This is a genomic window from uncultured Clostridium sp. (assembly GCF_900547735.1).
Lineage (GTDB): Bacteria > Bacillota > Clostridia > Lachnospirales > Lachnospiraceae > Otoolea.
In genome coordinates this window covers 1-24,324 of record NZ_URHZ01000036.1, presented here as the reverse complement: position 1 = coordinate 24,324, position 24,324 = coordinate 1, and the positions used below count along the sequence as shown (strand labels likewise).

Below are 24,324 nucleotides of genomic sequence, written 5' to 3'. Positions count from 1 at the left end.
GACAAGGAGTAGAGATGCGTAAAAAGAAGACAATTCTAAGGATGTTTTTAATACCGCTCTCGTTTGTGATGCTGCTCCAGGCGCTGGTTGCCCTTGGAGCGGTGCACGTTGGAGGCACGGTAAGACATTTAGAGGAATATTCTGTTGGAATTATGGAGCAGATCGTAAAAAACAGAAATCTGATCCTTTCCAATAACATGACGCACCAGTGGACAGATATATCCGGCGAATATGAAATTGCGAACTCCAGCCTGGAACGGATTTTAGAGGAAAAGCAACTGACCCTCCATGGATTTATGGAGGACGAGGAAGCGAAAGAGGAGCTGTTAAACCAGATGCTGCTTCCGAGCCTCGACATAATAAGAAGGAACGGGGTAAACGGCGTCTATCTGATCCTGGCCGACGGCCTGGGAAAGGCGCAGGAAGAAGAGGGTGAGGAAGTCTACAAATGCAGCGGGATTTATTTCCGTGATGCGGATCCTTATGTGAATCCGAAGGACTACTCGGATCTTCTGATGGAGCGGGGAAATTATGAATTTTCTCATGATTTGGGAATCCCGTTCGATACCTCCTGGACCTCCAGGTTCCTGTTCCGCCAGGAAGGGCAGCTTGAAGCGGACAGCTTTTTCTATAAGCCGTATAGGGCGGCGCTGGTAAATCCGGGAGCAAAAGAGGATAATCTGGCGTACTGGAGCAGCACGTTTTATCTGGAGAATGACAGGGCTAAGGATTCCTACAGCATGATCAGCTACTCCGTCCCACTGATGTGTGACGGGAAAGTATACGGTGTCATGGGAATTGAGATTTCCTCCGCAGTGATTAACGGCCTGCTTCCCTACAGTGAACTGAATGCAGGGGAACACAGCGGATATCTGATTGCGAAGTATACCGATGAGGGGGAGCTGCTCCCGTTCTTTTTAAGCGGCAATACCCTTAAGCGGAACCTGGATGAAAATATACCCCTGAATCTGAAGGAAACACAGTATACGGGCCTCTACCAGATAGACGGCCTGGAAGACGGGCGGAATTATTACGCCGAAGCGGTTGCCTTTCCGATGTACAGCCCCAATACACCCTTTGTTGAAAATGGCTGGGTGCTGTTTGGCGTCCAGTCGGAGGACAGCCTGTTCGGCATGGGCAGCAGAATTACAAGGAATATCGCTTTGGCGGTTCTCATTTCACTGATTGTAGGCATTATCTGTATTTATTTTCTGATGCACTATCTGACGCGGCCGATTACACAGTTGGCCGATTGGATCCGGGATGTCAGGAAAGAAGGACCCAGGAACCGGGGAAAATCGGATATTGCGGAGATTAAGGCGCTCTACGACGCGGTCTGGGATCTGACGGAGAAACAGAAGAAGGCGGAGGCGGAGGCGCTGGAGGAGAAAGAGCGTTATCTGCTCGCCCTCCAAAGCAGTACGGACATTATTTATACTTATAATGTGGAAGGTAATTCAATTGAAATTTATAACCTGCTTGCCGACGGCAAAAAGAGCGGACATGGCAGCTATATCGAAAATCTGATCGAAGGCATCCAGCAGAGCAAACTGCTATATGACGCTGACCGGCAGTTGATGAAAAAGATGTTTCTGCGCCTGGACGACAAATTCGAGATGGATTTCCGTGCACTGACGCAGTCGGGCGGCTGGCAGTGGATGGAACTGTCCGGCAAAACAATCTGTGACGCTTCCGGTAAAAAGAGTAAGGTAATAGGAAGCATCCGCAATATTCAGGAGCAAAAAGAGAAAGAGCAGATGGAGAGCAAGGCGGTCCGCATCGATCCCGTAACCGGGCTTTACCGGGAAAAAGTAGGTCAGAAGATTATCAGGGCTGAGGTGGAACTTGGCCGCCCGGGCTTTATGCTTCTGATGGATCTTGACAAGTTCCAGGAGATGAACGACCATTTTGGAATTGAGTTTGGTGATGCCGTCCTGGAAGAGATGGGAATCTTTATCCTGAAGCAAAGGCGTGAAAACGAGAAATCCGGAAAGCGCCTGATTGCGGTCAGGGCCGGAGGCGACGAGATTCTCGTTTGGTTCAGGGGCTTTAGCCGGGGAGAGATCCCGGACTTTTTCGGGCGGATGAACCACATGCTTTCAAACCTCTGCAGCGAGGATTTGGAGATTTCCGTGACCGCTGCGGTAATCGCACTGGGCGGCGGGGCAGGCAGTTATACGGACTACGCGGAGAAGCTGCGAGCGGCGCTGGCCTACGGAAAGAGACGCAGGAAATCACAGCTCACCTTCTGTGAGGATGTGCCGGAATCAGAGTGCACCGAAAAACGAGATTATAACGAGATTGCCAGCAACGGCAACGTGAGGGCGCTGAACATGGTGACCAGGGTCTTCAACCTTTTCGACAGAGGAGGACGCGTCGGTCCGATCGTTTCGGTGCTGTTTGCAAAGATGGGAACGAATTACAATGCCTCCGACATCCTGATGGCGGATATCCGATGGGATTTCAACGCTTCGGGAGTGTACAGGCAGTGGCACCGGAATGAGGACGCCGTGGCGGACACGACGGTATGCCATTTCAAAAACCCGGATTTTGAACGCTGTTTGACGCGTTTTGCATCGGGGTATGTGAGGTTTTCCGAGAACGGGCCGTTTACGGAGGAGGAGCGCCGTATCCTGCATATTTCGGACGGTGTTTCCGGGGTCTGCATTCCGATGTATGACGGCGGTAAACTGATGGGAGCCATCAATTTTATCAGGAAAGCGGAACAGCGGCAGTGGAGTGACGGGGAATGCTCCGAACTTCAGGAGGTTGTAAAAATCATTGAGACCAATATCAACCGGGAGCGGTATGACCTGGCGAGCCGGGCCAAGAGCGATTTCCTCTCCCGCATGTCCCACGAGATCAGGACCCCGATGAATGCCATTATCGGCATGACGGCCATAGCAATGGAGAGGGAGGAAAAGAAGGAGGAGATCGGAGACTGCCTGATAAAGATTGATCAGTCCTCGCAGTACCTCTTAAGCCTGATTAACGATATTCTGGATATGTCCAAGATTGAGAGCGGCAAGATGAAGCTGGCCTGCGACAGCGGCAGCATTATAAAGCTTGCGGACGAGATTGGCGATTTGATGGAGAACCAGATGCTCCGGAAAAATATTGCCTATATCCGGGACGTACAGGTGGAGCATCCGTGGGTATATGCCGATTTAATGCGTCTGAAGCAGGTGATTATCAACCTGCTCAGCAATGCGGTTAAATTCACGGGAGAGGGCGGACGGATAAAGTTTTCCGTTTCTGAAAGGCAGACAGGCAGTGTTCATCCGGGAGAAAATGCCGAGGTGGAGATTTGTTTTGCAGTGGAAGATAACGGTATCGGAATCAGCCCGGAAAACAGGGAAAGAATTTTCAATGCGTTCGAGCAGGCGGAGGACTATACGGCCGCCGTCTACGGAGGCACCGGCCTGGGACTTTCCATCAGCAGCCGCCTTGTCAGGATGATGGGCGGGGAGATTGAACTGGAAAGCCGGGAAGGCAGGGGAAGCCGGTTCAGCTTCGTCCTCCGGTTTAACGTTTCGGAGGAACCGGAAGAGGCGTTTTCCGCAGAGCCGGAGGCTGCCGCCTATGATTTCTCCGGCTGCCGGATTCTTCTGGTGGAAGATAATGAACTGAATACGGAGATTGCGAAAACACTTCTTGAGATGCATGGTTTTACGGTGGATACCGCTGCAAACGGCAGGGAGGGCGTGGAGAAGTTTGCCGGGGCCGCGGAAGGCGCTTACAGCCTGATTCTGATGGATATCAGAATGCCTGTCATGGATGGTCTGGAAGCGACCAGGGAAATCCGAAGAATGAGCCGTGCGGACGCCCAGAGCATCCCGATTATTGCGATGACGGCGAACGCGTTTGATGAGGATATGAGAAAGTCTATTAAGAGCGGTATGAACGGCCATCTGGCTAAACCGGTGGATGTGAAGGAACTGCTTTCGGCGGTAAAAAATGTTTTAAAGTAAAATATTAAAAAAATATGCTGCAGACAGACCCGGAGGAAAAAAATATGCCGGCCGGGTCTGCTGCCGAAAATACCTGCAAAGCCCGTAATATAAGGCTTGTCGGGTGTTGTCGAAACACAGGTCTAAAGGTAAAATAACTCAATAGTTAATAAAATTAAAAAAATTTACAAAAAGTGGTTGCCATGATGGAAACTTTGTGGTATACTAGCTTTCGTTGGTGAGGAACACAAATCACCAAGCACCAGACGCGGGAGTGCTGGAATTGGCAGACAGGCAAGACTAAGGATCTTGTGGGTGTATGCTCGTGTGGGTTCAAGTCCCATCTCCCGCAGTTTGCAGAAGTGGCGGAATTGGCAGACGCGCACGGTTCAGGTCCGTGTGGTAGCAATACCGTGAGAGTTCAAGTCTCTTCTTCTGCACGAACAGGCTCAGACCTTTGGAAACAGAGGCCTGGGCTTTTTTTGTGCTGCGGGAAAGTTCTTTGAACTCCCCCGTAGAATAAAATTCTTTCCTGCGGGATTGAACCGCAGCGGCCTCCCGGGCACTTACTTTCAAGGCATTAAGACAGAAGGAGTAAGTCCTCAGGGGCGGCCCGGAGCCATGAAGGTACAGGGGGAGGCGCAGAGACCTTTGAATTCTTTCCGGCCGTCCACCGGATTCCGTTTTCCAGGTAAATTTCCCATTCAAAGGGCAGGGCGGAAACGACCGGGTTCTTAACCGGGATGAGATTTGCTCCCGGCAGAGCGCTCAGGCCGTCCGCATCCTCCCCGCTTAACGGGACCAGGGAGTGGGGGCGTATGCCGACGGCTGTTGCCGTATCCGGGATATTCACGGCCGTTGTGAGGGAGAGATTCCAGTCCAGGGCCAGGAGGCTGCGCGTTCCAAGCTTTTGAATGGCCGATATATTCCGGCATCCCGTCAGAAGGGCGGCCTGCCGGACTCCCGGGTTTTTAAAGATATCTCCGGTAGGACCGGAACAGAGAATCTGTCCCTGTTCCATGACAATCAGGTTATCGCAGAGCTGATAGACCTCATCCTTGTCATGGGTTACAAGAATGGAAAGGCCGTGGTAATCCTTCAGCACATGGAGCAGTTCCAGACGGAGCATCTCCTTAAGGCTTGCATCCATGGCGGAAAACGGCTCGTCCAGCAGCAGAAGATCGGGAGAGCTTGCGAGAATCCGCGCCAGGGCGGCTCTCTGCTGCTGTCCGCCGGATAATTTGTCGGGATAATATTTTTCAAGGCCGGACAACTGGAAACGCTTCAGTAAGGCGGCAATGGTTTCACTGCGCCCTTTGTCCCTGCGGCTGATTCCGGCGCCCACATTCTCCTCCACGGTCATGTTGGGAAACAGGGCATAACTCTGGAAGAGATAACCTGTTTTTCGAAGCTGCGGCCTTAAGCTGATTCGGTCCTGTGAGGAATAGAACGTCTTTTCACCCAGGCGGATCAGGCCGCTGTCGGGTTCCACCAGACCGGCTATGGATTTCAGCCCCATGCTTTTTCCGCAGCCCGAGGGACCCAGAATGCCCAGACAGCCCCCGCTGTGCGTGAGCCTGAATTCCAGAGTGAAATCGTTAAGTTCTTTTTTTATATCGACGGTCAGCATCATATACTCCTTATCATTTATTTCTTCCACTTTGCGGTTCCGGCGCGGCTCATCAGGAGCAGGGCGGAGAATGCAAAGACCAGCAGGACTCCGGCATAGACAAAGGCAATGTCCATGCGCCCGGCCGCTGTTTCGGAATAAACGGCCAGCGGGAGAGTCCTTGTTTTTCCCGCAATATTGCCCGCCAGCATTGCGGTAGCCCCGAATTCTCCGAGGCCTCTCGTGAATGCAAGCACACTGCCCGAGAGCAGGCCCGGTACGGAATTCGGCAGCAGCACGCGGAAGAATACGGCCGTTTCGCTCATTCCCAATGTCCGGGCGGCATCTAAAAGCTGTGGATCCACCTGCTCAAAAGCCCCGCGTGCGGAGCGGTACATCAGCGGAAAGGAGACAAAGGCCGAGGCGATAACGGTGGAGATAAATGTAAATGCAATTTTCACACCGAATACATTGAGAAAAAAACGTCCCAGCGGCCGGTTGACGCCGAAGAGACAGAGCAGGAACAGTCCCGCTACCGTAGGAGGAAGAACTAACGGGAGTGTCAGGATGCTGTCCAGGACTGTCTTCAGGCGGCGCCGTTTCACCTTCATGATCTTCCAGGCAAGTACGGTTCCTGCGGGAAAGACGATGAGAAGGGCATAGACCGCCGTTTTAAGCGAAATAAAAACAGGTGAAAGTTCCATTTTACCTCCTTGCGTTTTTAGGCTGCAGTTCAGCCTCCGACCAAACTGCAGCAAAATGATGCACAGAAACGGTAGAAAGCACCGTTTCTCGCCGTGTAACTCGGTATTTTCGCAAAGAACATGCGAAAATACCTCACGGAATGCATCATGGCTGAACTGTTACCTTTTTATGCTACTCTGCCAATGGGGTGAAGCCATAGGAAGTAAATGCTTCACTTGCCTCACTGCTCTTTAAATATTCAAGGAAAAGGGCGGCTCCGTCATGATCCTTTGTGTCGGAAAGAATGGCGGCCGGATACAGGACGCGCTTAGCCAGACTTCCTTCGGGGGCGGGCGCTATCACCTTTACGCGGTCCGTTGTCGCCGCATCCGTGGCATATACGATTCCGGCATCGGCGCTGCCTTCCGCAACCCAGTTTAAAACTTCCGTTACATTGGTGCCGAGGCTGAACCTGTCCTCAAGGGAATCCCAGAGGCCCATCTGTGTCAGCGCCTCATGGGCATACTGGCCGGCGGGGACGCTGTCGGGATCGCCGATGGCAATCGTGGAGGCTTTTTCAATATCGGCAAAGGCCGTGTAATCCCCCTCGGAACCTTCGGGCACGATCAGGACAATCTGGTTTTCCAGGAGCATGGTGACGGAATCCTTGTCTACGAGGCCTTCCTCATTTAAGGCGTCCATCTGCTTTGTGGCGGCGGACAGGAAAAGATCCGCGCCCAGCCCTTCCTCGATCTGTTTCTGGAGTTTCCCCGAGCTGTCATACGTTCCCGTCACGGTGCAGCCGGGATTTGCTTTCACGAAACCGGGGATTAGAACTTCTTCCATGACCGGCTTCATGCTGGCTGCCGCCGCAATAAAAATCTCACCTGTTTTTTCGACTGCCGCTTTTTTACCGTCCGCGGCGTTGCCCGGATTCTCAGTGCTTTTTTCAGATGAAGATCCGGATTCGGCGGCAGCGCCTGTGATTTCCGTCTTCTTTTGCCCGGAACTGCAGGCGGTCATGGCCAGCACGGCCAGCAGCGCCATGGAGAGAACTGTTTTTTTGATTCCTTTATTGAAGCGGCTTTTTCCTGTTGAGTTTCCTATTTCTTTTAAATTTACATTGTTTATCTTGCGCATTCTGATGCACCTCCTCTTAATATTTCAAGTCCGTGCGGAAGCTCTTCGATGATAAAACCGATGCTTTCACGGACGGCTTTCGGGCTGCCGGGCAGATTGACGATCAGGGTCTTTCCCCTGATTACGGATACGCCCCGGCTTAACATGGCCCTTTTTGTTACCTGCATGGACAGGCTGCGGATAGCTTCTGCAATGCCCGGGGCATTCCGCTCCGCCACGGCCATTGTGGCCTCCGGCGTGGTGTCGCGTGGTGAGAACCCGGTGCCTCCCAGTGTCAGGATGAGACTCGCCTGTCGGCTGTCGCTCAGGCGTTTTAAGTGTTTTTTAAGTTCCTCCGGTTCATCGGGGATCAGGATGGATTCCAGGAGCTGATACCCCGCATCCTGGAGCAGTGCGGCCGCCGCGGGGCCGCTTTCGTCGATGCGCTCCCCCCTGGAGCCCTTATCACTGAGGGTGATGACGGCAGCCGTGAACGGCCTTTTCGGATCCGGCGGGCAGGAGACAATCTCATCTCCCGGATAGAGACGGCCGCCTTTCAGAACCCGGGCGAATACGCCCCTTTTCGGCATGATACATTCCCCGACCCTGTGGTAAATAGTGCAGTGATGGTGGCATTCCTTGCCGAGCTGTGTAATCTCCAGGACAGCGTCTCCGGCCGTCAGGGTCGTTCCTACCGCAAAACAGGAGAAATCCAGGCCCTCCACGAGAAGGTTCTCTCCAAAATCACCGTCCGAGACCCCGCCTCCTTTTTCGTTGAATTTCCGGACGCGTTCCGCGCTTAAAAGGCTTACCTGGCGGTGCCAGGAGCCGGCGTGGGCATCGCCGGAAATTCCGTATTCCACGACGAGATCGCAGTAAGGGACGGGATGTTTTTCGGTCCCCTTCTTTTCACTGATACAGATTGCTTTTATGGTTCCCATGGTCAGCCTCCTATTTTTGACATGTTGTCCCGTTCGGCATAGCGGTGATTTTCACCGAAATGATGACAGGACGGTTTTTCCGAGACGGCGGTAAGCAGGGCCTGGCGGAGGGCGTTTTCGCTCCCGGCCGACCCGAAAAGCGGTTTGATGCAGATGGTGCCCTCATAGCCGAGACAGCTTTTGAGAACGCCTCTTGCCGTCAGCCGTATCCGGTTGCAGTGCCCGCAGAAATTGCCGTGTACGGCGTTTATAAAGCCGATACAGCCCGAAAACCCGGGTATGGCGTAATAGACGGCGGGACCGAAGCCGCGGGCCGTATTCAGGCGCTCCATGCCGGGATACCGCGAGGAGAGCAGGGATAAGAGTTTCCTGTGATCCAGGGCGGGAGGCGAGAAGCCGCCAAGGGGCATGGCCTCGATAAAACGGACGTCCACCGGGAGGCTGCGGGAAAATTCAGCCAGCTCCAGATAGTCCGTGACGGGAATGCGCCCATCCATAAGGACGGAGTTTACCTTGACCGGTATTTTGAATGAAACGGTTTCATGGATTGCCTCAAGGAGTCCGGGCAGCAGCGGAGCGCCGGTGAGGGCGGCATAATGCTCCCCGTTCAGCGTATCCATACTGATATTGATTCCGTCAATCCCGGCCTCCTTCAGTCCGTCCAGATGGCGGCTTAAAAGGGTGCCGTTGGTGGTCATTGTAACGCTCTCAATTCCGGGCAGCGCCTTTAAATCTTTTACAAGGCTGCAGCAGCCTTCCCGAAGAAGAGGCTCCCCGCCGGTGATTCTCAGATGGCGTATCCCGAGCAGGGCGGCCTCCCGGCAGAAGGTGAGAATTTCTTCTGTCGTTAACAGCTCTTTCTCATCCAGAAACGGGGCATTGCCGGGCCTGCAGTAGGCACAGTTTAAATTGCAGCGGTCCGTGATGGAGACGCGCAGATAATCGATGATTCTACCGTAAGGGTCTTTCAAACACACCGCTTTTTCCTCCTGATTTGCGGAGAAGGCAGATTTCTCCGATTGTCATGGTCTTGTCGACCGCTTTGCACATGTCATAGACGGTGAGGAGCGCAACCGACACGCCGGTCAGCGCCTCCATCTCCACACCCGTTTTTCCTGTGGTACGGACCGTGCAGACTGCCCCAACCTCACACGCCGCCTCGTTTAAAGAAAATGAAATTTCCGCGTGGGTCAGATTTAAAAGATGGCAGAGCGGTATCAGGTTAGAGGTCTGTTTGAGGGCCATAATGCCCGCAATCCTTGCGACGCCCAGTACATCGCCCTTTTTCATCCGTCCCGCCTTTAAAAGTTCAAAACATTCCCGGCTCATGGAGATTTTTCCTGCGGCGGAGGCTTCCCGGTCGGTCTCGGCCTTCTCCCCCACATCCACCATAACGGCATTGCCGTTTTTATCAAAATGAGTAAATTCCATGGTTACACCCCCTTGCCGAAGCCGCAGTTCGGAAACGTACAGACGGGGCAGGAGAGACACAGGCCGCCTTCCCCGAGGGCATCAAGTTCTTCCCTGGAAACGGGATCTTCCGCCATCAGGCGCGGGAGCACAAGATCAAAGATGGTCCGCTTTGCATACATGACGCAGCCCGGGAGGCCGACGATGGGGATGGAACGCCCGTTTTTCTCATAGTAGGCCAGCAGGAACATGGCGCCCGGAAGCACCGGAGCGCCGTAGGAGACGATGCGCGCCCCCGTATTTTTGATGGCCAGGGGAGTCATATCATCGGGATCCACGCTCATTCCCCCGGTGCAGCAGACAAGCTCGGCCCCCTCGTCGATCAGGGTGAGGATCGCTTCCGTAATCCGGTCGGGATCATCGGGCAGCGTGATGTGTGAAACGACTTCGGCGTCAAACTCACGGAGCTTTTCCTCGATGACCGGAGTAAAGGTATCTTTGATCCTTCCGCGGTAAACTTCATTTCCCGTGGTGACAAGCCCGGCTTTTTTCAGGGTAAAGGGAAGAAGGGAGAAGACGGGTTCATTTCCGGCCGTTTCTTTTGCCTTTTCCATGATTTCTTTTTCAATGACAAGGGGGATAATCCTGGTTCCCAGCAGTTTATCGCCCGCTTTTACCACCGTGTCTCCGTGACGGCAGGCGATCATCATCTGGCCCAGAGAATTGACGGCTCTCAGTTTGTCCCGGCGGATTTTAAAAAGTCCGCCGGCCGCTGCGGTCAGCTCAATTTTTCCCTCCTTGACGGAGGAACGCTCCATGCCGTCATTTATACAGATGCCGCAGAGGATCTCCGCCGCCTCATTTTCGTGCAGCATGTTTTCGTCTTTTTCCCATATGTAGAGGTGTTCTTTTCCGACGCTTAAGAGCACGGGAATATCTTCCTCCGTCACAATATGCCCCTTACGGAACACGGCATCTTTTGTGACGCCCTTGATAATCTGAGTGATGTCGTGGCAGAGCACACAGCCGGCGGCATCCTCGGTTTTAATTAATTTCATCGGTTTTCCTCCTTATTTACTGCGCTATTACCGTTTCTTAAGCTCCGTACCTGAATGAGTTCGGCGGCAATGCTCACCGCTATCTCGGCCGGGGTATCGGCTCCGATGTCAAGCCCGATTGGGGCATGGACAAAGTCCAGCTCCTTCCGGCTAAACCCCGCTTTTAAGAGCGCTTCGGTCAGATAGGCTTTTTTCTTCCGGCTGCCCATGACTCCGATGTAGGCGGCGGGAGACTTCATGGCAAAGGCCTGAGCCTGGAGATCGAATACATGGCCTCTTGTCATAATGACAAAATAATTTTCCGCGGCCGGAAAGAGACAGCCCTCCAGTTTGTCAAAGGAGACAACCGCTGTGCCGGCGGCGTCGGGAAAATCCTCCTGCTTTAAGAATTCCTCCCGGTCGTCGTATACGGCGCAGGAGAAGCCTGATTTGGAGAGAAGCGGCACCAGTTCCCTGGCCACATGTCCCCCGCCGAATAGATGGACCAGGCTGTCGGCCGCGATCAGCTCCAGATAAAATTCATGTTCCCCGCACGTGATAATGCCGGGCTGCTTTCGTCTGCAGCGCTCCGCGACGGCGGCCGCCAGTTCAGAGGGCAGAGCGGCAGCCGGCTCAGAGGGCGGAACGGCCGCCAATTCAAAGGATGAACCGGCAGGCGGACCGGCGGATAACCCACCGGGTACGGAAGACGAGGAGCTGTAAATCCACATCTTTTCCCCGCCGGTGCGGTTCTTTTCCTCCCCGGATGACGGAGGAAGTTCCAGCACGAGCCACAGAGAACCCGACGATTTAAAAAGAGCGAGGGCGGAGCGGCAGAGGGATTTTATATCCTCCCGCCCGGCGCTTATATAATGGAACGCCATTTTTACGCTCCCTCCGCAGATCATCCCGACCGGGGAGGCCTGGCTGGACAAATCGTACTGTTTTCTGGCGGAGGATTTTGCTAAGAGAAGTCTTCCGGCTTCCTGTTCTGCCTCGTATTCAATGGGACCGCCTCCGACCGTCCCGCAGATACGGCCTTTTTCGCCGGTGAGCATTCTGGCTCCGGCGCCTCTGGGGGCCGAACCCAGGCTTTCTATCACGGTTACGGACATCACATCATGTCCGTTTTCCAGCTCCCGAAGGAGGGAAGAGAGGTAGCGTGTTGTTTCATTCATTGTTAGTCCTCCTTTGAATTGAAAAACCGGCCGAAGCACTTTTTGGCCAGCGAGATAACTTCTGTTTCGTAGGCGGTAAATTGTTCAAGGAATTCCTTTCCCTCCGCCGTCAGTGTGGTGGCTCCGCCGTCGCTGCCGCCGGGCCTGCGGTTGATGGCCGTAATGCCGGCCTGAAGCTCCAGTTCGTTTAAAATATCCCAGCCCTTACTGTAGGAGAGGCCCATCAGGGCGCAGGCCTTTTTGACGGAACCGGTCTGCTCGATAAGGCGCAGAAGCATGGCGCCGGTCCTGTCGAAAAACGGGGATTCACGTTCCAGGGAGACGCTCACCAGGGGAAGAAACGGCTGTCTCCTGTGGCGTTCCAGAAGCTCCTCGAAGTCTTCGGAAAGCTCCGCGTCATAGAGGACTCCTTCGTCGGGAACATGGACAAGGGTCCGGGGAAAACCGGACCGCCTCAGGGCCTCGCGCAGTCCCCCGTCTTCTTCGTAGCGGCTCAGAAACGGCTGGATTTTTGTACCGAGATACAGGGGATGACCGCTTTTTCCGCCCGCCTGCGGGACGGCGAAATCTGCTCCGCTGTTAAGCAGGTGAAGCACGGTCGACATGGTGAAAAGCGGGATGTCGGCCGGTGTGAACATAACGGGACCGGGGGTGGAGGAGAGATAGGAAAGCCCCATCCGCACGGAGGCCATCATATCGGAATTCTCCCAGTCGTCATTCCTGAGGCAGATGACGCCGCTGCGCGCCAGATGACGTTCCATTTCCTTTGCGTGATAGCCGGTAATGACGACAATTTCGGCAGCTCCCGCCTGACGGAAGGTATGGATAATTCTTCGTATGACGGACAGGGAACCCAATGGATCGGACACCTGGAATCCGTCCTTTCGCCGTGGTTTTCCTGCCGCGGCTATCAGTGCGTAAAAGGAGGGACAGCTCATGAATCCACCTCCCCGAAAAGTTTCCGGATCTTCCGGTAATCCTCCATTGTATCGGCATCCGTGAGAATTCCGGCATCGTCAACAGGGAGATGGAAAATCTCACTGGAAAAGGGTTTAAGCGCTCCGCGCAGCCCGTCCGTGCCGTCGTGTGACAGGAGGGCGGGGAGGAGCGTTTTGGAGATACAGACCGGATGGCCTTTCCGCCCCTCGCAGACAGGGATAATGACACCGGCCTCCTGGCCGGCCATCAGGGAGATTGTTTCGGGGGAAATAAGCGGCATATCCGCCGGACAGAGAAAAATTTTATCGGGAAGCGCAGGATTTTCAAGACACGCTCTAAGTCCCAGGCTCAGGGAGTCGAACATGTGCGAAGTTTCATAGTTTTTGTTATGTACCAGACGGACGGGAAGATCCTTCAGATGGTCCGCCAGGGCTTCGGCCATAAAACCGGTTACTACCGTGACAGGGAGAGAGCCTGCTCTGATAAAGGCCAGGATCAGCCTGCGTGAAATGCTGTCGTTCCCCAGCGGGAGCGTGGGTTTAAAAGCGCCCATGCGTGAGGATAAACCGGCCGCCGCAATGACGGCGGTAAATGTTGGAGATGAATTCATGGAGTACCTCCTTCTCAATTTTGCATTTAGTGTTTCAGTGAATTTTTCCATGCGGTGATTTGTGGTGACTTTTTGATGCTGTCTACGCCACCCGGCAGGTAATTTGCCACCCGGAATAGAAACGAGTATATCACCTTTTGTGACAAATTATCAATATCTGAATAAAAAACTGTGGAATATGACAATGAAAGTTAAGGAGATGGATGAAAATGCATAAAAAAATATACAAAATAGACAAAAACAAGAGGGAAATACTTACGAGTTGTTTTTGAAAATAATTATAAAACGGGTTCAGGGGAAATAAAAAAACCTGTAAATACGTTCCGGATTTGGCAGCCGGAACCGTTTAAGAGGGAGATGTTTTGTAAGCGAATCACGCCTTTTACCATTTTTTTTAAAGCCGTTTTTGTTTTTCAACGTTTTTTCAACGCTGCTTTGCTATACTGAATTCAACGAAAACAAAAATGACTTCCTTCGGGGACGATGAAAAGAAAAAGACCGGATTCCCCAGCGGACCGGTAATTGAGGTGGCATATGAATTTAGTTTGTACAATCAATGGCGAGAGGGTAGAGAGAGAGGTGGACCCCTGCAGACGGCTTCTAGATTTTCTGCGGGATGACTGCGGACTTAAGGGAGTAAAGGAAGGATGCGGGGAAGGAGAATGCGGAGCCTGTACCGTGCTTCTGGATGGGAAAGCCGTGACGAGCTGCACCGTTTTTGCAGGCCAGGTAATGGGAAAAGAGATTGTGACCATTGAGGGGCTGGAGAAGGACGGGGAGCTGGATATCCTCCAGAAGGCCTTTATTGAGAACGGGGCAATCCAGTGCGGGTTCTGCACCCCCGGCATGATACTCTCATGCAAGGCTCTGATGATGGAATACCCGAACCCGACGGATGAACAGATTAAAAGAGCGATAGAAGGCAACCTCTGCAGGTGCACGGGGTACGAAAAAATAAAGGCGGCGGTCAGGGCGGCCGCAGAGGAGGGATTAAATTGAGTTTTGTAATGCCGGTAACGAGAGAGGAGCTGGTGGCGGCCCTCAAAGAGAAAAACGGAGCCTGGCTGTGTGCGGGCGGAACGGATTTGATGATCAGACTGCGTGAAAAGAAGCAGTTCCACTTTTCCCTCATCGATTTGACCCATATGGAGGAGATGGCCGCGATAGAAGAGACGGATGACGCGGTAATAATCGGCGCCGCCGTCACCATGGATGAACTGGAACGGAGCGAAGTGGTAAGACGGTATCTTCCGGCCCTTGCCAAAGCGGCGTCCATGGTTGGTTCCACCCAGATAAGGAACAGGGCGACGATAGGAGGCAACGTAGCCAACGCCTCACAGAGCTCCGACCTGACTCCCGTGGTCCTGGCCTACGAGTCCAGGGCGCAGATATGCGACGGCACGGGCGAAGTGAGATCATGTGCCGTAGACGAGTTCGTAAAGGGGCTTGGGAAAACGTCCCTCGGAGAGACGGATGTCATTTTGAGCTTTGAATTTAAAAAGTCGGATGCCGTTTCGGGATTTGCAAAAGTGGGTTCCAGAAAAGCGGTGGCCATCTCCAAGGTGAATGTCTGCATCAGGACGGATGTGGAAAACGGAATTATGAGAAATGTCTCCGTGCTTTTAGGGGCGGTAGGACCGAAGGCAAGGCGTTCCCAGTTTATCGAAAAGGTTCTGGAGGGAATGGAGCTTCAACAGATTGACGGAGATCTCCTGAAAGAAGCCGTCTATGCCCAGATAGAGGAAAACATCCCGGACAGGAGTTCAAAACATTATAAGAAACCGGCGTCCTTTGGAATCGTCTGTGACGCGCTTAAAGATATAAGGGAGCAGGAAAAATTGAGAGAACAATTAAGAGAAATGAAACCGGAAGGGGGAATACCCAGGTGAGCGAACTTACATATGTGGGCAAACGGTATGTGCGGGAGGATGCCTACGACAAGGCGCGGGGAAAGAGCAGATACACGTGTGACCGGGAATTAAAAGATATGCTCTATGCAAAACTGGTCCTCAGCGAAAAAGCCTGCGCTGCGGTGAAGATAGAGAAGACGAAAGCGCTTTCAGTACCGGGAATCAAGGCCGTATACACATTTGAGGATGTTCCGAAGAAAACCTATAATCCCCATAACTGGTCGGCCTGTATCGATTCACCGGAAGATCAGTATATTCTGAGCGACAAGGCGCGTTTTGTGGGAGACCACCTCGCCCTTGTCGTGGGGGAGACAAAGGAGGCCGTACAAGAGGCGGCGAGCCTTGTGGAAATTACATACGGGGAGGAAGAACCCGTGATTGGCCTGGCCGCCGCCAGGAAATCGGAGGTGCCCCCGGCATTTGAAAAAAAGGTTTCTTTCGGAGATTACGAGGCGGTGAAGATGGAGGCGGAGGTTGTGGTGGCCACTTCGGGCAGCACCCAGAAGATTCACCACGGAGCGCTGGAAGCTCATATCGCCCTGGCGGATATCGATGAGAACGGCAATCTGGTTCTCTGGACACCCTGCCAGACCGTTTACCAGGTCCGCTTCCATGTCAGCAGCCTTCTCGGCCTGCCGTACACGAAAGTCCGTGTCATCAAGGCGACGATGGGCGGTTCGTTCGGCGGAAAAGGCCAGACCGTTGTGGAACCGGCCTGCGCGTTTGCCTGCTATACGCTGAAACGTCCGGTGATGCTTTACATGGACCGTGCGGAGACCGTAATCGGAACCAGAAGCAGGAATGCCTGTGAGATGCAGGTGGAAACGGCGCTTACGAAGGATGGACGGATTCTGGGGCGCAGAATTGAAGCCGACATGGACGGAGGAGCCTATTACACAAATGCCTCGGCCGTAGCGATGGCCCTGGCTAAAAAGCTGTTCCGCATGTACCGGATGGAGGCCCAGGACTGTCATGTCAGGACGTATTTTACCAATACGATACCGGGCGGCGCCTGCCGCGGATACGGTTCGCCCCAGGCTCATGCAATCACAGAAATTAATCTGGATCAGGCGGCAACAAAGCTTGGAATCGACCCCTGTGAGCTCCGTTTAAAGAACGTGGCGCAGCCGATGGATCCGGACCCGACGGGAGGCACAAATCTCGGCAATACCAGGATTGAGGATTGTATCCGTACGGGGATGGAGGCTTTTAACTGGAAGGAGAGACGGGAACACGTCAGGGAAAAGAATACTTCCCGCTATGCATGGGGCGTCGGAATGGCCTGTGCGGCACACGGAAACGGCTACAAGGGAGCTTATCCCGAGTTTACCAATGTCCACATGATGATGCATCCGGACGGCTCGGTGGAAGTCAGGGTGGGAATTCATGACCAGGGCTGCGGAACGGTGCTGACCATGCAGCAGATAGCCGCCGAGGCGCTCCACATGGATGTATACCGGATTAAAGTATATGAGGCAGATACTTACATTACCCCGTACGATGCCGCCGGAACCCAGGCCAGCCGTGTCACCTACGTATGCGGCAGGGCGGTGCAGAAGACGGGAGAGGCCCTGTTTGAGAAGCTGATTAAGGCGGCCTGCGTCCTATACGGATGGGAAAAGGATGAGATAAAGGCGGAGGACGGGAAGCTCTTCTGCCGGGAAGAGTCGAAGGCATACAGTGAGGTGGCGAAAGAGTATGAGAAAGCATGTTCACGCTATCTGAGGGCGGAGCTGGAATATGAGCCGCCGTCCAACCCCGGTTCCTACAGCTGCGCATTTGCGGAGGTGAAGGTAGATAAGTATACGGGTCTTGTGGAAGTGACCGACCTGCTGGCCATCCATGATGTAGGCCAGTGCATGAACCGGACGCTGGCCGAGGGCCAGGTGGAGGGAGGCGCACAGATGAGCCTGGGAATGGCCCTGTGCGAGGAGATGGTATATGACAAAAAGGGCGGAATTAAAGGGCGGAATTTTTCAAAATACCACATGATCAATGCTCCCGATATGCCTCCTGTCAGAGCCCTCTTCATCGAAGACGGGGAACCGGACGGCCCGTACGGAGGAAAGAGCCTCGGAGAACTGGCGGCGGTAGCGCCGGGGCCGGCCGCTATCAATGCGATTAATTTTGCGGTGGGAGGGAATTTTTCCGACTATCCGGCTACACCGGAGAAAATCATAGCATTTTTGGAGAAAGAGAGGAACAGGTAGATGGAGATGGGGAGGATACGCCTGACGGGGGAAACGCTGAACCTTAAGGAACTGGAACAGATTGCCGTTCACAGAGCGCCCGTGGAGATAGGGGAAGAATCATGGTCACGCGTGCGCATGGCAAGAGAGCTGATATTTACCCTTGATAAGAGGGGAGTGGCTGTCTACGGCCTCAACAGGGGAGTGGGCTGGAATAAAGACAAGAAGGTATTTTCCCAGTTTTACGACCGATATAACAGGAACCTTTTAAGAAGCCATATGATAGGGGTGGATCCGGAATGCACCGAGGAGGAGGTCCGCGCAATGCTGGCCGTCCGCCTGAACGGTTTCCTGTGCGGGCACACCGGAGTATCGGCCGAGATTGTGGAGTATTATGTGGAATTTTTAAACCGCGGCATCCATCCGGTTGTGAAGAAACGCGGCTCGGTGGGAGAGGCGGATATCGGCACACTGTCGGGAATCGGGCTTGTCATCATCGGGGAGGGCGAGGCCTGGTACCGCGGTGAGCGCATGACCGGAGGCGAGGCTCTTGCGGCCGCAGGGCTTGAACCGCTTCTGTTGGGACCGAAAGACGGGCTCGGCGTCGTATCGTCCAATGCGCAGGGGGCAGCCTTTGCTTCCCTGGGGCTAATTGAAGCCAGACAGTTTATCGAACGGTACAGAAGGGTATTCTGCCTGGCGCTTGAGGGACTTAACGGCGTGCTGGATCCGATGGATCCGTCCGTGAACCGGGAACGCAGATTTGGCGGCCAGATTGAATCCTCAAAGAGCTGCCTCGAAATTTTAAAGGGAAGTTATCTCTTTGATCCGTCTGAGGACAGGGCGCTGCAGGATCCGTTAAGCTTCAGGGGCCAGAGCGCAGTGACGGGAGCGGTAATGGACGCCCTCGCTTATGCGGAGGGGCAGCTTGAAAAGGAGTTAAACTCCACGGACGACAATCCCTGCCTGCTCCCGGAAGAAGACAGGATGTGCGGCAGTTCCAACTTCGAACCGCTGTCCTGGGTGCTGGCTGTTGAAATGGTATCCACCGGACTGGCTCATATGTCGAAGATGATTTGCCAGCAGCTCCTTCGGATCGGGGATCCGGGATTTACAAAGCTGAACCGTTTCCTGACTCCGGAAGAGGGGGCCGTCATTGCATACGGCACGATTCAGAAGACGTTTTCCTGTCTCGATGCGGAGAACCGTATGTACGCCAATCCGTGTTCCCTGGATTTTTTGAGCATGGCCGGACATATTGAGGATCTGGCGACCAATGCCACGATGGCGTCCTGCAATATGAGAAAGATTATCGACAATCTCTATTATATCGCCGCCATTGAGCTGATGCATGCGGCGCAGGCGGTGGATCTGAGAAAACCGCCGTCCCTCGGGGAGGAGACAAGGAAACTGTTCGAGGCCTACCGCAAAGTGGTTCCGTTTCTTTGCGAGGACAGGAATCTGTCCTGTGATATTGAAAAGACGTATGAATTCTTAAAGGAATACAATACATCTAAATAAATTAGGAGGTAGTTAGAGTGAGTGGAGAGGGTAAAAAAAAGGATGATGTAAGATGGGGTGTGTTTTTACCGGCGTTTTTGATCATAGGCGGAGGTGCGCTTCTGGGTATTTTGAGAAATGACTGGCTTACCAAAATGTGTTCGGCAATCTTTGGCTGGTCGTTAAAATCGTTTGGCTGGCTGTATCAGTTGGTTGCCATATTCTGTCTGGTGGTTGTAATTATCCTCACATTTTCCAAGATTGGAAATGTCAGGTTCGGAGGGAAAAATGCGAGGTCAAAGCATTCCTTCGGTTCATGGTTTGCCATGACGCTGACCGGCGGAATCGCTGTGGGCTGCATCGTTTACGGCGCAAACGAAGTTATGATTTATTACGGAAGTATCTATGGGGAACTGGCCGGGACCGGAATTACCCCTCTGACGCAGGAAGCGGCTTACTTTGGTATGGGAAGGGTATTCTATAACTGGACCTTTATTCCCTATGCCATGTATTCTATCGTAGGCTGCGCGATGGCGTACATCTATTTTAACAGAAAAGAGGAACTTTCGGTTGCAGCGTCCCTGACGCCTCTGTTCGGCCAAAAAATCAAATACGGCTTCTGGCGCAACGTAATTGACGTGGTATCGATCGTAGCCCTGGCACTGGGACTTTCCAGCAACCTCGGCATGGGTCTTGCCCTGATTGGTTCCGGACTGGAAGCGGCATATGGAATCGCCCAGGGACCGATTGTGTGGATTACCCTGTTTATCATTATCACGGCCACCTTTACCATTGCGTCCGTAGCAGGACTGGATAAGGGAATCAAATGGCTTGCCAACGGAACGACGAAAATTTTCTACGGGCTTTTATTCTTCCTGATCATAGCAGGACCGACCGTTTACATATGCAATATGCTGAATGTGGGCCTGGCAAGCTGGGGAGAGCACTTCTTACGCTGGGGATTCGACCCGTATGTCATTGACGGCGAGGCGCTTGTTACATGGTGGACCATGTTTGACTGGGCATGCTGGATTGCATACGCGCCTTTGATGGCTATCTTCTTTGCCATGATCTCTTACGGAAGAACCATCCGTCAGTTCATGATCGTAAACTGGATTTTACCGTCCTCTTTCGGCCTTGTATGGTTCTCCGTATGGAGCGGCACGGCCCTCAACTGGCAGCAGATTGGAAAGGCGGATTTGATTGGGGCAATTCAGAACGGCATTGCGGTATCGGGACTCTGGGAACTGCTTAAAAAGATGCCGCTCAGCGTCATTATCATTCCATTAGTCATGATAACCATGATTGCCGCATTCTCAACCACGGCGGACACAATGTCCACGACCATTGCCCAGGTATGTACAAAGGGCTCCAGCTACGACAAGGAACCTGCAAACTGGCAGAAAGTGCTTTGGGGCGTATCCATCGGCATTATCTCCGTTGTTATGGTAATCTTCGGCGGCGGCCAGCAGGGCGTGGAAGGCGTGAAATACCTGTCGGGCGTCGGCGGATTCTGTGTACTACCCGTATTCATCCTGCAGCTGGCGGCAACATTCAAGGTATTCTTTATTGACAAAATCATAGAAGAAGTAGATGACAATGAGGCGGCGCTGCCTAAAGCAGAGCCGGCGGCCGGGCTGACGGAGGCCCAGGCTAACGCATAGGAGGAGAAAAAATGAGAAAAGAACCCGAAAGACTGGAGATTGACATTGTAAAAATATTTCTGACACCGCCTAAAACCATGCGGGAGAAGATAACGCTGTTTGTGATGATGGTGGTCGTTTTCATCATGTTTTTCGGGCCGGTCATGTTTACCGAGATATCACCGCTTAAGGGAGCGCTTCTTTCGGCCCTCCCCGCATTCACGGTGTCATGGGGATGGCTGGTGCTGCTTCGCAGCCTTTTCAGAAAAAAAGAATATTCAAAGAACTGACATAACGATTCAGTGCCTTCATAGTTACCGCTTCGCGATGCACAGAAACATACTATATGAATTTTCATTGCCGTCCGCAGCACCGCCGCTATTTGCGGAGCTGCGGACGGTAACGCTATCGCGGTTACCGCGCACTCTGTGTCCGGTAAGCTATAACTCCTTTATCTCATAGGCGCCCGGAATATTTTCCAGGGCGGCCAGCGCTTCGGTTTTATATTCATCGGGCGTCTGCATTAATATAGAAGAAAACTCTTCCGGCCAGCGCAGACGCAGCTCACGTGAGGCGATGGCTAAAAGGCCGAGTGAGTTCGGGGAATTTAAGAGACGGGCGCTCTCACCGGCCTCTTTTATCAGCTCCCCTGCTGAGGCAAAGTTCCCTTTTTCCGCCTCCAGGATGCTCACGTATCCTTTCGTAATGGAGCGCCCAATCAGCGCTGCGGATTCATTGAAGAGCCTGTTGGAGCGGTAAAACGCATCGGCGCTTTCTTCTTTGTTTCCGAGAGCCAGATGGGCGCGGCCGAGGTTTGAATAGAAGACTGCATTTCCCGTAGTGCGGGCCGATTCGCAGGTGGCAACCGCTTTCTGGTAAAATTGGACGGCTCTTGCAAACTGCATCTGCTTGCGGTAGGCCTCCCCCATGTAGTTGTAACATCCGGCAATATTCAGGGTATAGACGCGGGATTTCAGCGGATATTTTGCAAAAATCCTGAGAGCCCGCTTTAAATAGCGCAGGCTGGCGGCGTAATTCCCCTCCATAGCTTTAAACAGGCCGTAGAGGCGGCAGTCGATGGCATAATCCTCCTCGTATCCGCCCTCCGCTCCGAGTCTCAGACATTCCGACAGAGAGCGTTCCAAATCCCCCGTGCTCCAGATGTTGAGACGGTAAAAATTGACAAGACGCAGGCAGCGTATCCGCATAAGCGGATCATTGTCGGTCTGGCTGTTAATCAGCAGCGCTTTTTTCTGGCTTGCGAGGCCCTCCCTGTATTCGCCCTGGGCAATGCAGTACTGTGCTTTTGTCCGCAGTAAAAGGGCGTACAGCCGGGAAAACGGAATGGAAGAAGCTTCATTTTCCGTCAGCGAGAGCAGGCGGTCTTCCAGGATATTGCAGTATCCGGTGAAGGAAGGGATACTGCCGTTTAGCTGGCTTTGGGGAGTATACTGCATGGGATAAAGCTCATAGTTTTTGGAGGCATACTCTTCCAGGGCCAGAATGCGGCATTTCAGCTCCATGGCCTGGTTGCCGGCATGGCAGTAGTGGTAAATCAGACATTCGTAATCGGTTTTGCCGGACACCTCCAGGTGTTTCAAATGCTCGGCCAGTATCTTGTGGAAATAGCAGCGCCTGGAAAGCGACATGCTTTCATAAATTCTTCTCCGTATGCTGTTGTTGCGGAAAAGAAAATAGGGATTTTGCTGTTCCGATCTTTCTTCGATTATTTCTAGGCTCTTCAGATGCTCTAATGCATCCAGGATATCAAGGGGCTCTTCTCTCAGGAGATCTTCAAAAAGCTCCAGGTTTGCCCTGGACTGGCAGGCGGAGAGGAGCTCCAGGACGGCCTCCTCTGTGGAAGTCAGGTTTTTAAGTCTGTCTAAGAGCGGCACCCGGCCCCGGAAAATGGTTTCCTCCCGCCCGGTTTTCCCGAATACGGAGGCCGTAGGGAGATTCACTTTCAGATGCAGCAGGACATTTTCCGCACAGAGCGGCAGCAGGATATGTTCCAGACTGCCGACGGGAGGCAGGGAAGTGGCGAGAAACAGGATATTAGGGTTCCGGCTTCGGATCAGCAGGGAGATAAAATCCAGGCTGGCCGTATCCATGAAGTGGATGTTGTCGAAAAACAGGACCAGGGGAATCTGTTCTCCGATACTGAAGAATAACTTAAACAGCAGGCTGTAAGCGGCCGTGTCGATTGTACCCGACAGGGGAAAGAGCCGGGAAGCAGCCTCAAGATAGCCCGAATCCACCTTCAGATGATAAAGCGTAATCAGAGGCTGAAGCTGCAGAATCATCGTGCTGACGGGCTTTAACAGTACATCTTTTTCCGTTTCCAGGCAGGGAGCCTGAAGAACCAGGAAGGAGCGCTCCGAGAGGGCGCGGGTACAGTATTCCGCCAGATAGGTCTTGCCGCTCCCATCCTCGCCGGTCAGCAGGATGGAGGTGGATTTGCCTCCGATGAAGTTTCGGAAAGCTTCGGCGAGGAAACGGAGTTCGGACTCGCGTCCGGGCAGCTCCTCCTCCGTATCATCCATCGGGGAACGTTCTTCGTGCAGGGCGTCCAGCAACCGGTGATGGAGTTCTTTCATCTCTCTTCCCGGAGAGGCGGAAAGCTCCCTTTCAAAAAGCCGGGCCAGCCGGTTGTAAAGCTTGATGCCTTTAGAATAGAAACCGCTGTTTAAATAGCGTTCGGTCATAAGGCGGTAGAGATTCTCATCCAGCGGCTCCTGTTCGATGTAAAGGCCGAACAGTTTCTCCGCCTCCTCCACATCGGAAGGGGGAAGGAGGGAGAGACGGCGTTTTAAGAGTTCCAGATAAGAATGGAGGGCATACTGCCGTTTCGCGAGCATCCATTCCTCAAAGGCGGGAGAACCTTTGACATAAAAGCTTGTCAGGAACTCCCCCTTATAGGCGTCCAGGCAGTCCTCGTTTACCAGGCGGTCGTAATCGACGGAAACAGTAAGCTCCGGATTTAAGACCAGCTCCTGGCGGCCGCAGGGGAGGATGCATTCTTCACCGACGGCCTTTTTAACCGTGTAGATGGCGTGGCGCAGGTTTTTCCTGGCAACCGCCTCATCACAGTTGTCCCACAGAAGGGATGCGGCCTGTTCCCTGGTGGATTTCTTTTCGACAGCGAGATAATACAGAAGCGCTTCGGCCTTCTGATAAGGAAGCTGGCAGGGGGAGGAACCGATTATGATTTTCGGGGATTGCAGAAGAAAGATTTCAATGGAAGCCAATAGAAGTTCTCCTTTGTATGTTTTCTTGTAACTGTCCGGAGGACAAAGCATCTCGGAGTGATAACCGGGAAGGCACCGGACAGTTGTGTTTTCTTTCAATTTTATAACACCATGGGGAGAAAAGCAAGAATCATAGTTGCAGAGAATAAATAGAGAAGAAACAACGTAACAAAATAACGTAACACGAGAAAAGCAGAAGAGGTTACCGGGCCCGGAGTGGACGGTAACCGGAGGAGAGAATGACATGTATCCGATTTTAAAAGCGGAAAAGCTGGCTGATAAAATTTATCTGATGGTCGTGAAAGCCCCCAGAGTCGCACGTTCCTGCGAACCGGGTGAGTTTGTGATTGTCAAGAT

General features: G+C 53.1%; 18 protein-coding genes, 2 tRNA genes and 1 pseudogene. 10 read left to right on the top strand and 11 right to left on the bottom strand.

The window, feature by feature from the left end; genetic code table 11:
- Positions 1-14 precede the first annotated feature (14 nt).
- From QZT18_RS12725 to QZT18_RS12715, 3 genes are all read left to right on the top strand, one after another.
- The gene (locus QZT18_RS12725; protein ID WP_294148380.1) at positions 15-3,971 is read left to right on the top strand and encodes an ATP-binding protein; all 3,957 of its coding nucleotides are present in this window, start codon (positions 15-17) and stop codon (positions 3,969-3,971) included.
- A gap of 247 nt (positions 3,972-4,218) precedes the next feature.
- Positions 4,219-4,302: transfer RNA gene (locus QZT18_RS12720), tRNA-Leu, on the top strand.
- A 4-nt stretch (positions 4,303-4,306) separates the two neighbouring features.
- Positions 4,307-4,390 (top strand) — tRNA-Leu (locus QZT18_RS12715).
- Positions 4,391-4,530: 140 nt separating this feature from the next.
- Here the strand turns inward: QZT18_RS12715 and QZT18_RS12710 are convergent.
- The 10 genes from QZT18_RS12710 to QZT18_RS12665 form a co-directional block, all read right to left on the bottom strand.
- Entirely contained in the window at positions 4,531-5,610 is a 1,080-nt protein-coding gene (locus tag QZT18_RS12710; RefSeq protein ID WP_294148378.1) for a sulfate/molybdate ABC transporter ATP-binding protein, read from the bottom strand.
- Positions 5,598-6,263: a molybdate ABC transporter permease subunit gene (modB, locus tag QZT18_RS12705; protein ID WP_294148376.1), complete on the bottom strand. Its 666-nt coding sequence runs from the start codon at positions 6,261-6,263 to the stop codon at positions 5,598-5,600. Before modB ends, QZT18_RS12710 begins: the two co-directional genes overlap by 13 nt.
- A 172-nt stretch (positions 6,264-6,435) precedes the next feature.
- Positions 6,436-7,383, bottom strand: a complete 948-nt coding sequence (gene modA / locus QZT18_RS12700; RefSeq protein ID WP_366925874.1) for a molybdate ABC transporter substrate-binding protein — start codon at positions 7,381-7,383, stop codon at positions 6,436-6,438.
- Positions 7,371-8,303: an MOSC domain-containing protein gene (locus QZT18_RS12695; RefSeq protein WP_294148375.1), complete on the bottom strand. Its 933-nt coding sequence runs from the start codon at positions 8,301-8,303 to the stop codon at positions 7,371-7,373. Before QZT18_RS12695 ends, modA begins: the two co-directional genes overlap by 13 nt.
- Before the next feature lie 2 nt (positions 8,304-8,305).
- On the bottom strand, positions 8,306-9,280 hold the full coding sequence (gene moaA, locus QZT18_RS12690) for a GTP 3',8-cyclase MoaA (protein ID WP_294148373.1): 975 nt from the start codon (positions 9,278-9,280) through the stop codon (positions 8,306-8,308).
- Positions 9,255-9,734 (bottom strand): cyclic pyranopterin monophosphate synthase MoaC, encoded by a 480-nt coding sequence (gene moaC / locus QZT18_RS12685; protein WP_294148372.1) that lies wholly within the window; start codon positions 9,732-9,734, stop codon positions 9,255-9,257. The genes moaA and moaC overlap by 26 nt, the downstream gene beginning before the upstream one ends.
- A gap of 2 nt (positions 9,735-9,736) precedes the next feature.
- Positions 9,737-10,771, bottom strand: a complete 1,035-nt coding sequence (locus tag QZT18_RS12680) for a molybdopterin-binding protein (RefSeq protein WP_294148371.1) — start codon at positions 10,769-10,771, stop codon at positions 9,737-9,739.
- A complete protein-coding gene (locus QZT18_RS12675; protein WP_294148370.1) occupies positions 10,768-11,928 on the bottom strand; it encodes an XdhC family protein in 1,161 nt (386 codons plus the stop codon). The genes QZT18_RS12680 and QZT18_RS12675 overlap by 4 nt, the downstream gene beginning before the upstream one ends.
- A 2-nt stretch (positions 11,929-11,930) precedes the next feature.
- Positions 11,931-12,866, bottom strand: a complete 936-nt coding sequence (locus QZT18_RS12670; RefSeq protein WP_294148369.1) for an NTP transferase domain-containing protein — start codon at positions 12,864-12,866, stop codon at positions 11,931-11,933.
- The gene (locus tag QZT18_RS12665; protein ID WP_294148368.1) at positions 12,863-13,477 is read right to left on the bottom strand and encodes a nucleotidyltransferase family protein; all 615 of its coding nucleotides are present in this window, start codon (positions 13,475-13,477) and stop codon (positions 12,863-12,865) included. The genes QZT18_RS12670 and QZT18_RS12665 overlap by 4 nt, the downstream gene beginning before the upstream one ends.
- A 534-nt stretch (positions 13,478-14,011) precedes the next feature.
- On the opposite strand from QZT18_RS12665, the gene QZT18_RS12660 reads away from it, so the two are divergent.
- From QZT18_RS12660 to QZT18_RS12635, 6 genes are read left to right on the top strand one after another with little or no spacing between them, the layout of a single operon-like run.
- Complete coding sequence (locus QZT18_RS12660; RefSeq protein WP_294148367.1) at positions 14,012-14,476, top strand: (2Fe-2S)-binding protein; 465 nt, start codon at positions 14,012-14,014, stop codon at positions 14,474-14,476.
- The gene (locus QZT18_RS12655) at positions 14,473-15,366 is read left to right on the top strand and encodes a xanthine dehydrogenase family protein subunit M (RefSeq protein WP_294148366.1); all 894 of its coding nucleotides are present in this window, start codon (positions 14,473-14,475) and stop codon (positions 15,364-15,366) included. The genes QZT18_RS12660 and QZT18_RS12655 overlap by 4 nt, the downstream gene beginning before the upstream one ends.
- On the top strand, positions 15,363-17,597 hold the full coding sequence (locus QZT18_RS12650; protein ID WP_294148365.1) for a xanthine dehydrogenase family protein molybdopterin-binding subunit: 2,235 nt from the start codon (positions 15,363-15,365) through the stop codon (positions 17,595-17,597). The genes QZT18_RS12655 and QZT18_RS12650 overlap by 4 nt, the downstream gene beginning before the upstream one ends.
- On the top strand, positions 17,598-19,097 hold the full coding sequence (locus QZT18_RS12645; protein ID WP_294148363.1) for a histidine ammonia-lyase: 1,500 nt from the start codon (positions 17,598-17,600) through the stop codon (positions 19,095-19,097).
- Positions 19,098-19,114: 17 nt separating this feature from the next.
- Positions 19,115-20,740: a BCCT family transporter gene (locus QZT18_RS12640; protein ID WP_294148362.1), complete on the top strand. Its 1,626-nt coding sequence runs from the start codon at positions 19,115-19,117 to the stop codon at positions 20,738-20,740.
- Positions 20,741-20,751: 11 nt separating this feature from the next.
- On the top strand, positions 20,752-21,009 hold the full coding sequence (locus tag QZT18_RS12635) for a hypothetical protein (RefSeq protein WP_125140740.1): 258 nt from the start codon (positions 20,752-20,754) through the stop codon (positions 21,007-21,009).
- 150 nt (positions 21,010-21,159) lie between these two features.
- On the opposite strand, the gene QZT18_RS12630 is transcribed toward QZT18_RS12635, so the two are convergent.
- A complete protein-coding gene (locus QZT18_RS12630; protein WP_294148361.1) occupies positions 21,160-23,967 on the bottom strand; it encodes an AAA family ATPase in 2,808 nt (935 codons plus the stop codon).
- Between the two features lie 244 nt (positions 23,968-24,211).
- On the opposite strand from QZT18_RS12630, the pseudogene QZT18_RS12625 reads away from it, so the two are divergent.
- Positions 24,212-24,324, top strand: a pseudogene (locus QZT18_RS12625) (NAD-binding oxidoreductase); the annotation flags it as partial.

Bases quoted from the DNA above. Each gene is read 5' to 3' on its own strand.
- QZT18_RS12660 (WP_294148367.1), top strand. From the start codon at position 14,012: ATGAATTTAGTTTGTACAATCAATGGCGAGAGGGTAGAGAGAGAGGTG.
- QZT18_RS12675 (WP_294148370.1), bottom strand. From the start codon at position 11,928: ATGAATGAAACAACACGCTACCTCTCTTCCCTCCTTCGGGAGCTGGAA.
- QZT18_RS12680 (WP_294148371.1), bottom strand. From the start codon at position 10,771: ATGAAATTAATTAAAACCGAGGATGCCGCCGGCTGTGTGCTCTGCCAC.
- modA (WP_366925874.1), bottom strand. From the start codon at position 7,383: ATGCGCAAGATAAACAATGTAAATTTAAAAGAAATAGGAAACTCAACA.
- QZT18_RS12695 (WP_294148375.1), bottom strand. From the start codon at position 8,303: ATGGGAACCATAAAAGCAATCTGTATCAGTGAAAAGAAGGGGACCGAA.
- QZT18_RS12725 (WP_294148380.1), top strand. From the start codon at position 15: ATGCGTAAAAAGAAGACAATTCTAAGGATGTTTTTAATACCGCTCTCG.
- QZT18_RS12670 (WP_294148369.1), bottom strand. From the start codon at position 12,866: ATGAGCTGTCCCTCCTTTTACGCACTGATAGCCGCGGCAGGAAAACCA.
- modB (WP_294148376.1), bottom strand. From the start codon at position 6,263: ATGGAACTTTCACCTGTTTTTATTTCGCTTAAAACGGCGGTCTATGCC.
- QZT18_RS12665 (WP_294148368.1), bottom strand. From the start codon at position 13,477: ATGAATTCATCTCCAACATTTACCGCCGTCATTGCGGCGGCCGGTTTA.
- QZT18_RS12645 (WP_294148363.1), top strand. From the start codon at position 17,598: ATGGAGATGGGGAGGATACGCCTGACGGGGGAAACGCTGAACCTTAAG.
- QZT18_RS12635 (WP_125140740.1), top strand. From the start codon at position 20,752: ATGAGAAAAGAACCCGAAAGACTGGAGATTGACATTGTAAAAATATTT.
- moaC (WP_294148372.1), bottom strand. From the start codon at position 9,734: ATGGAATTTACTCATTTTGATAAAAACGGCAATGCCGTTATGGTGGAT.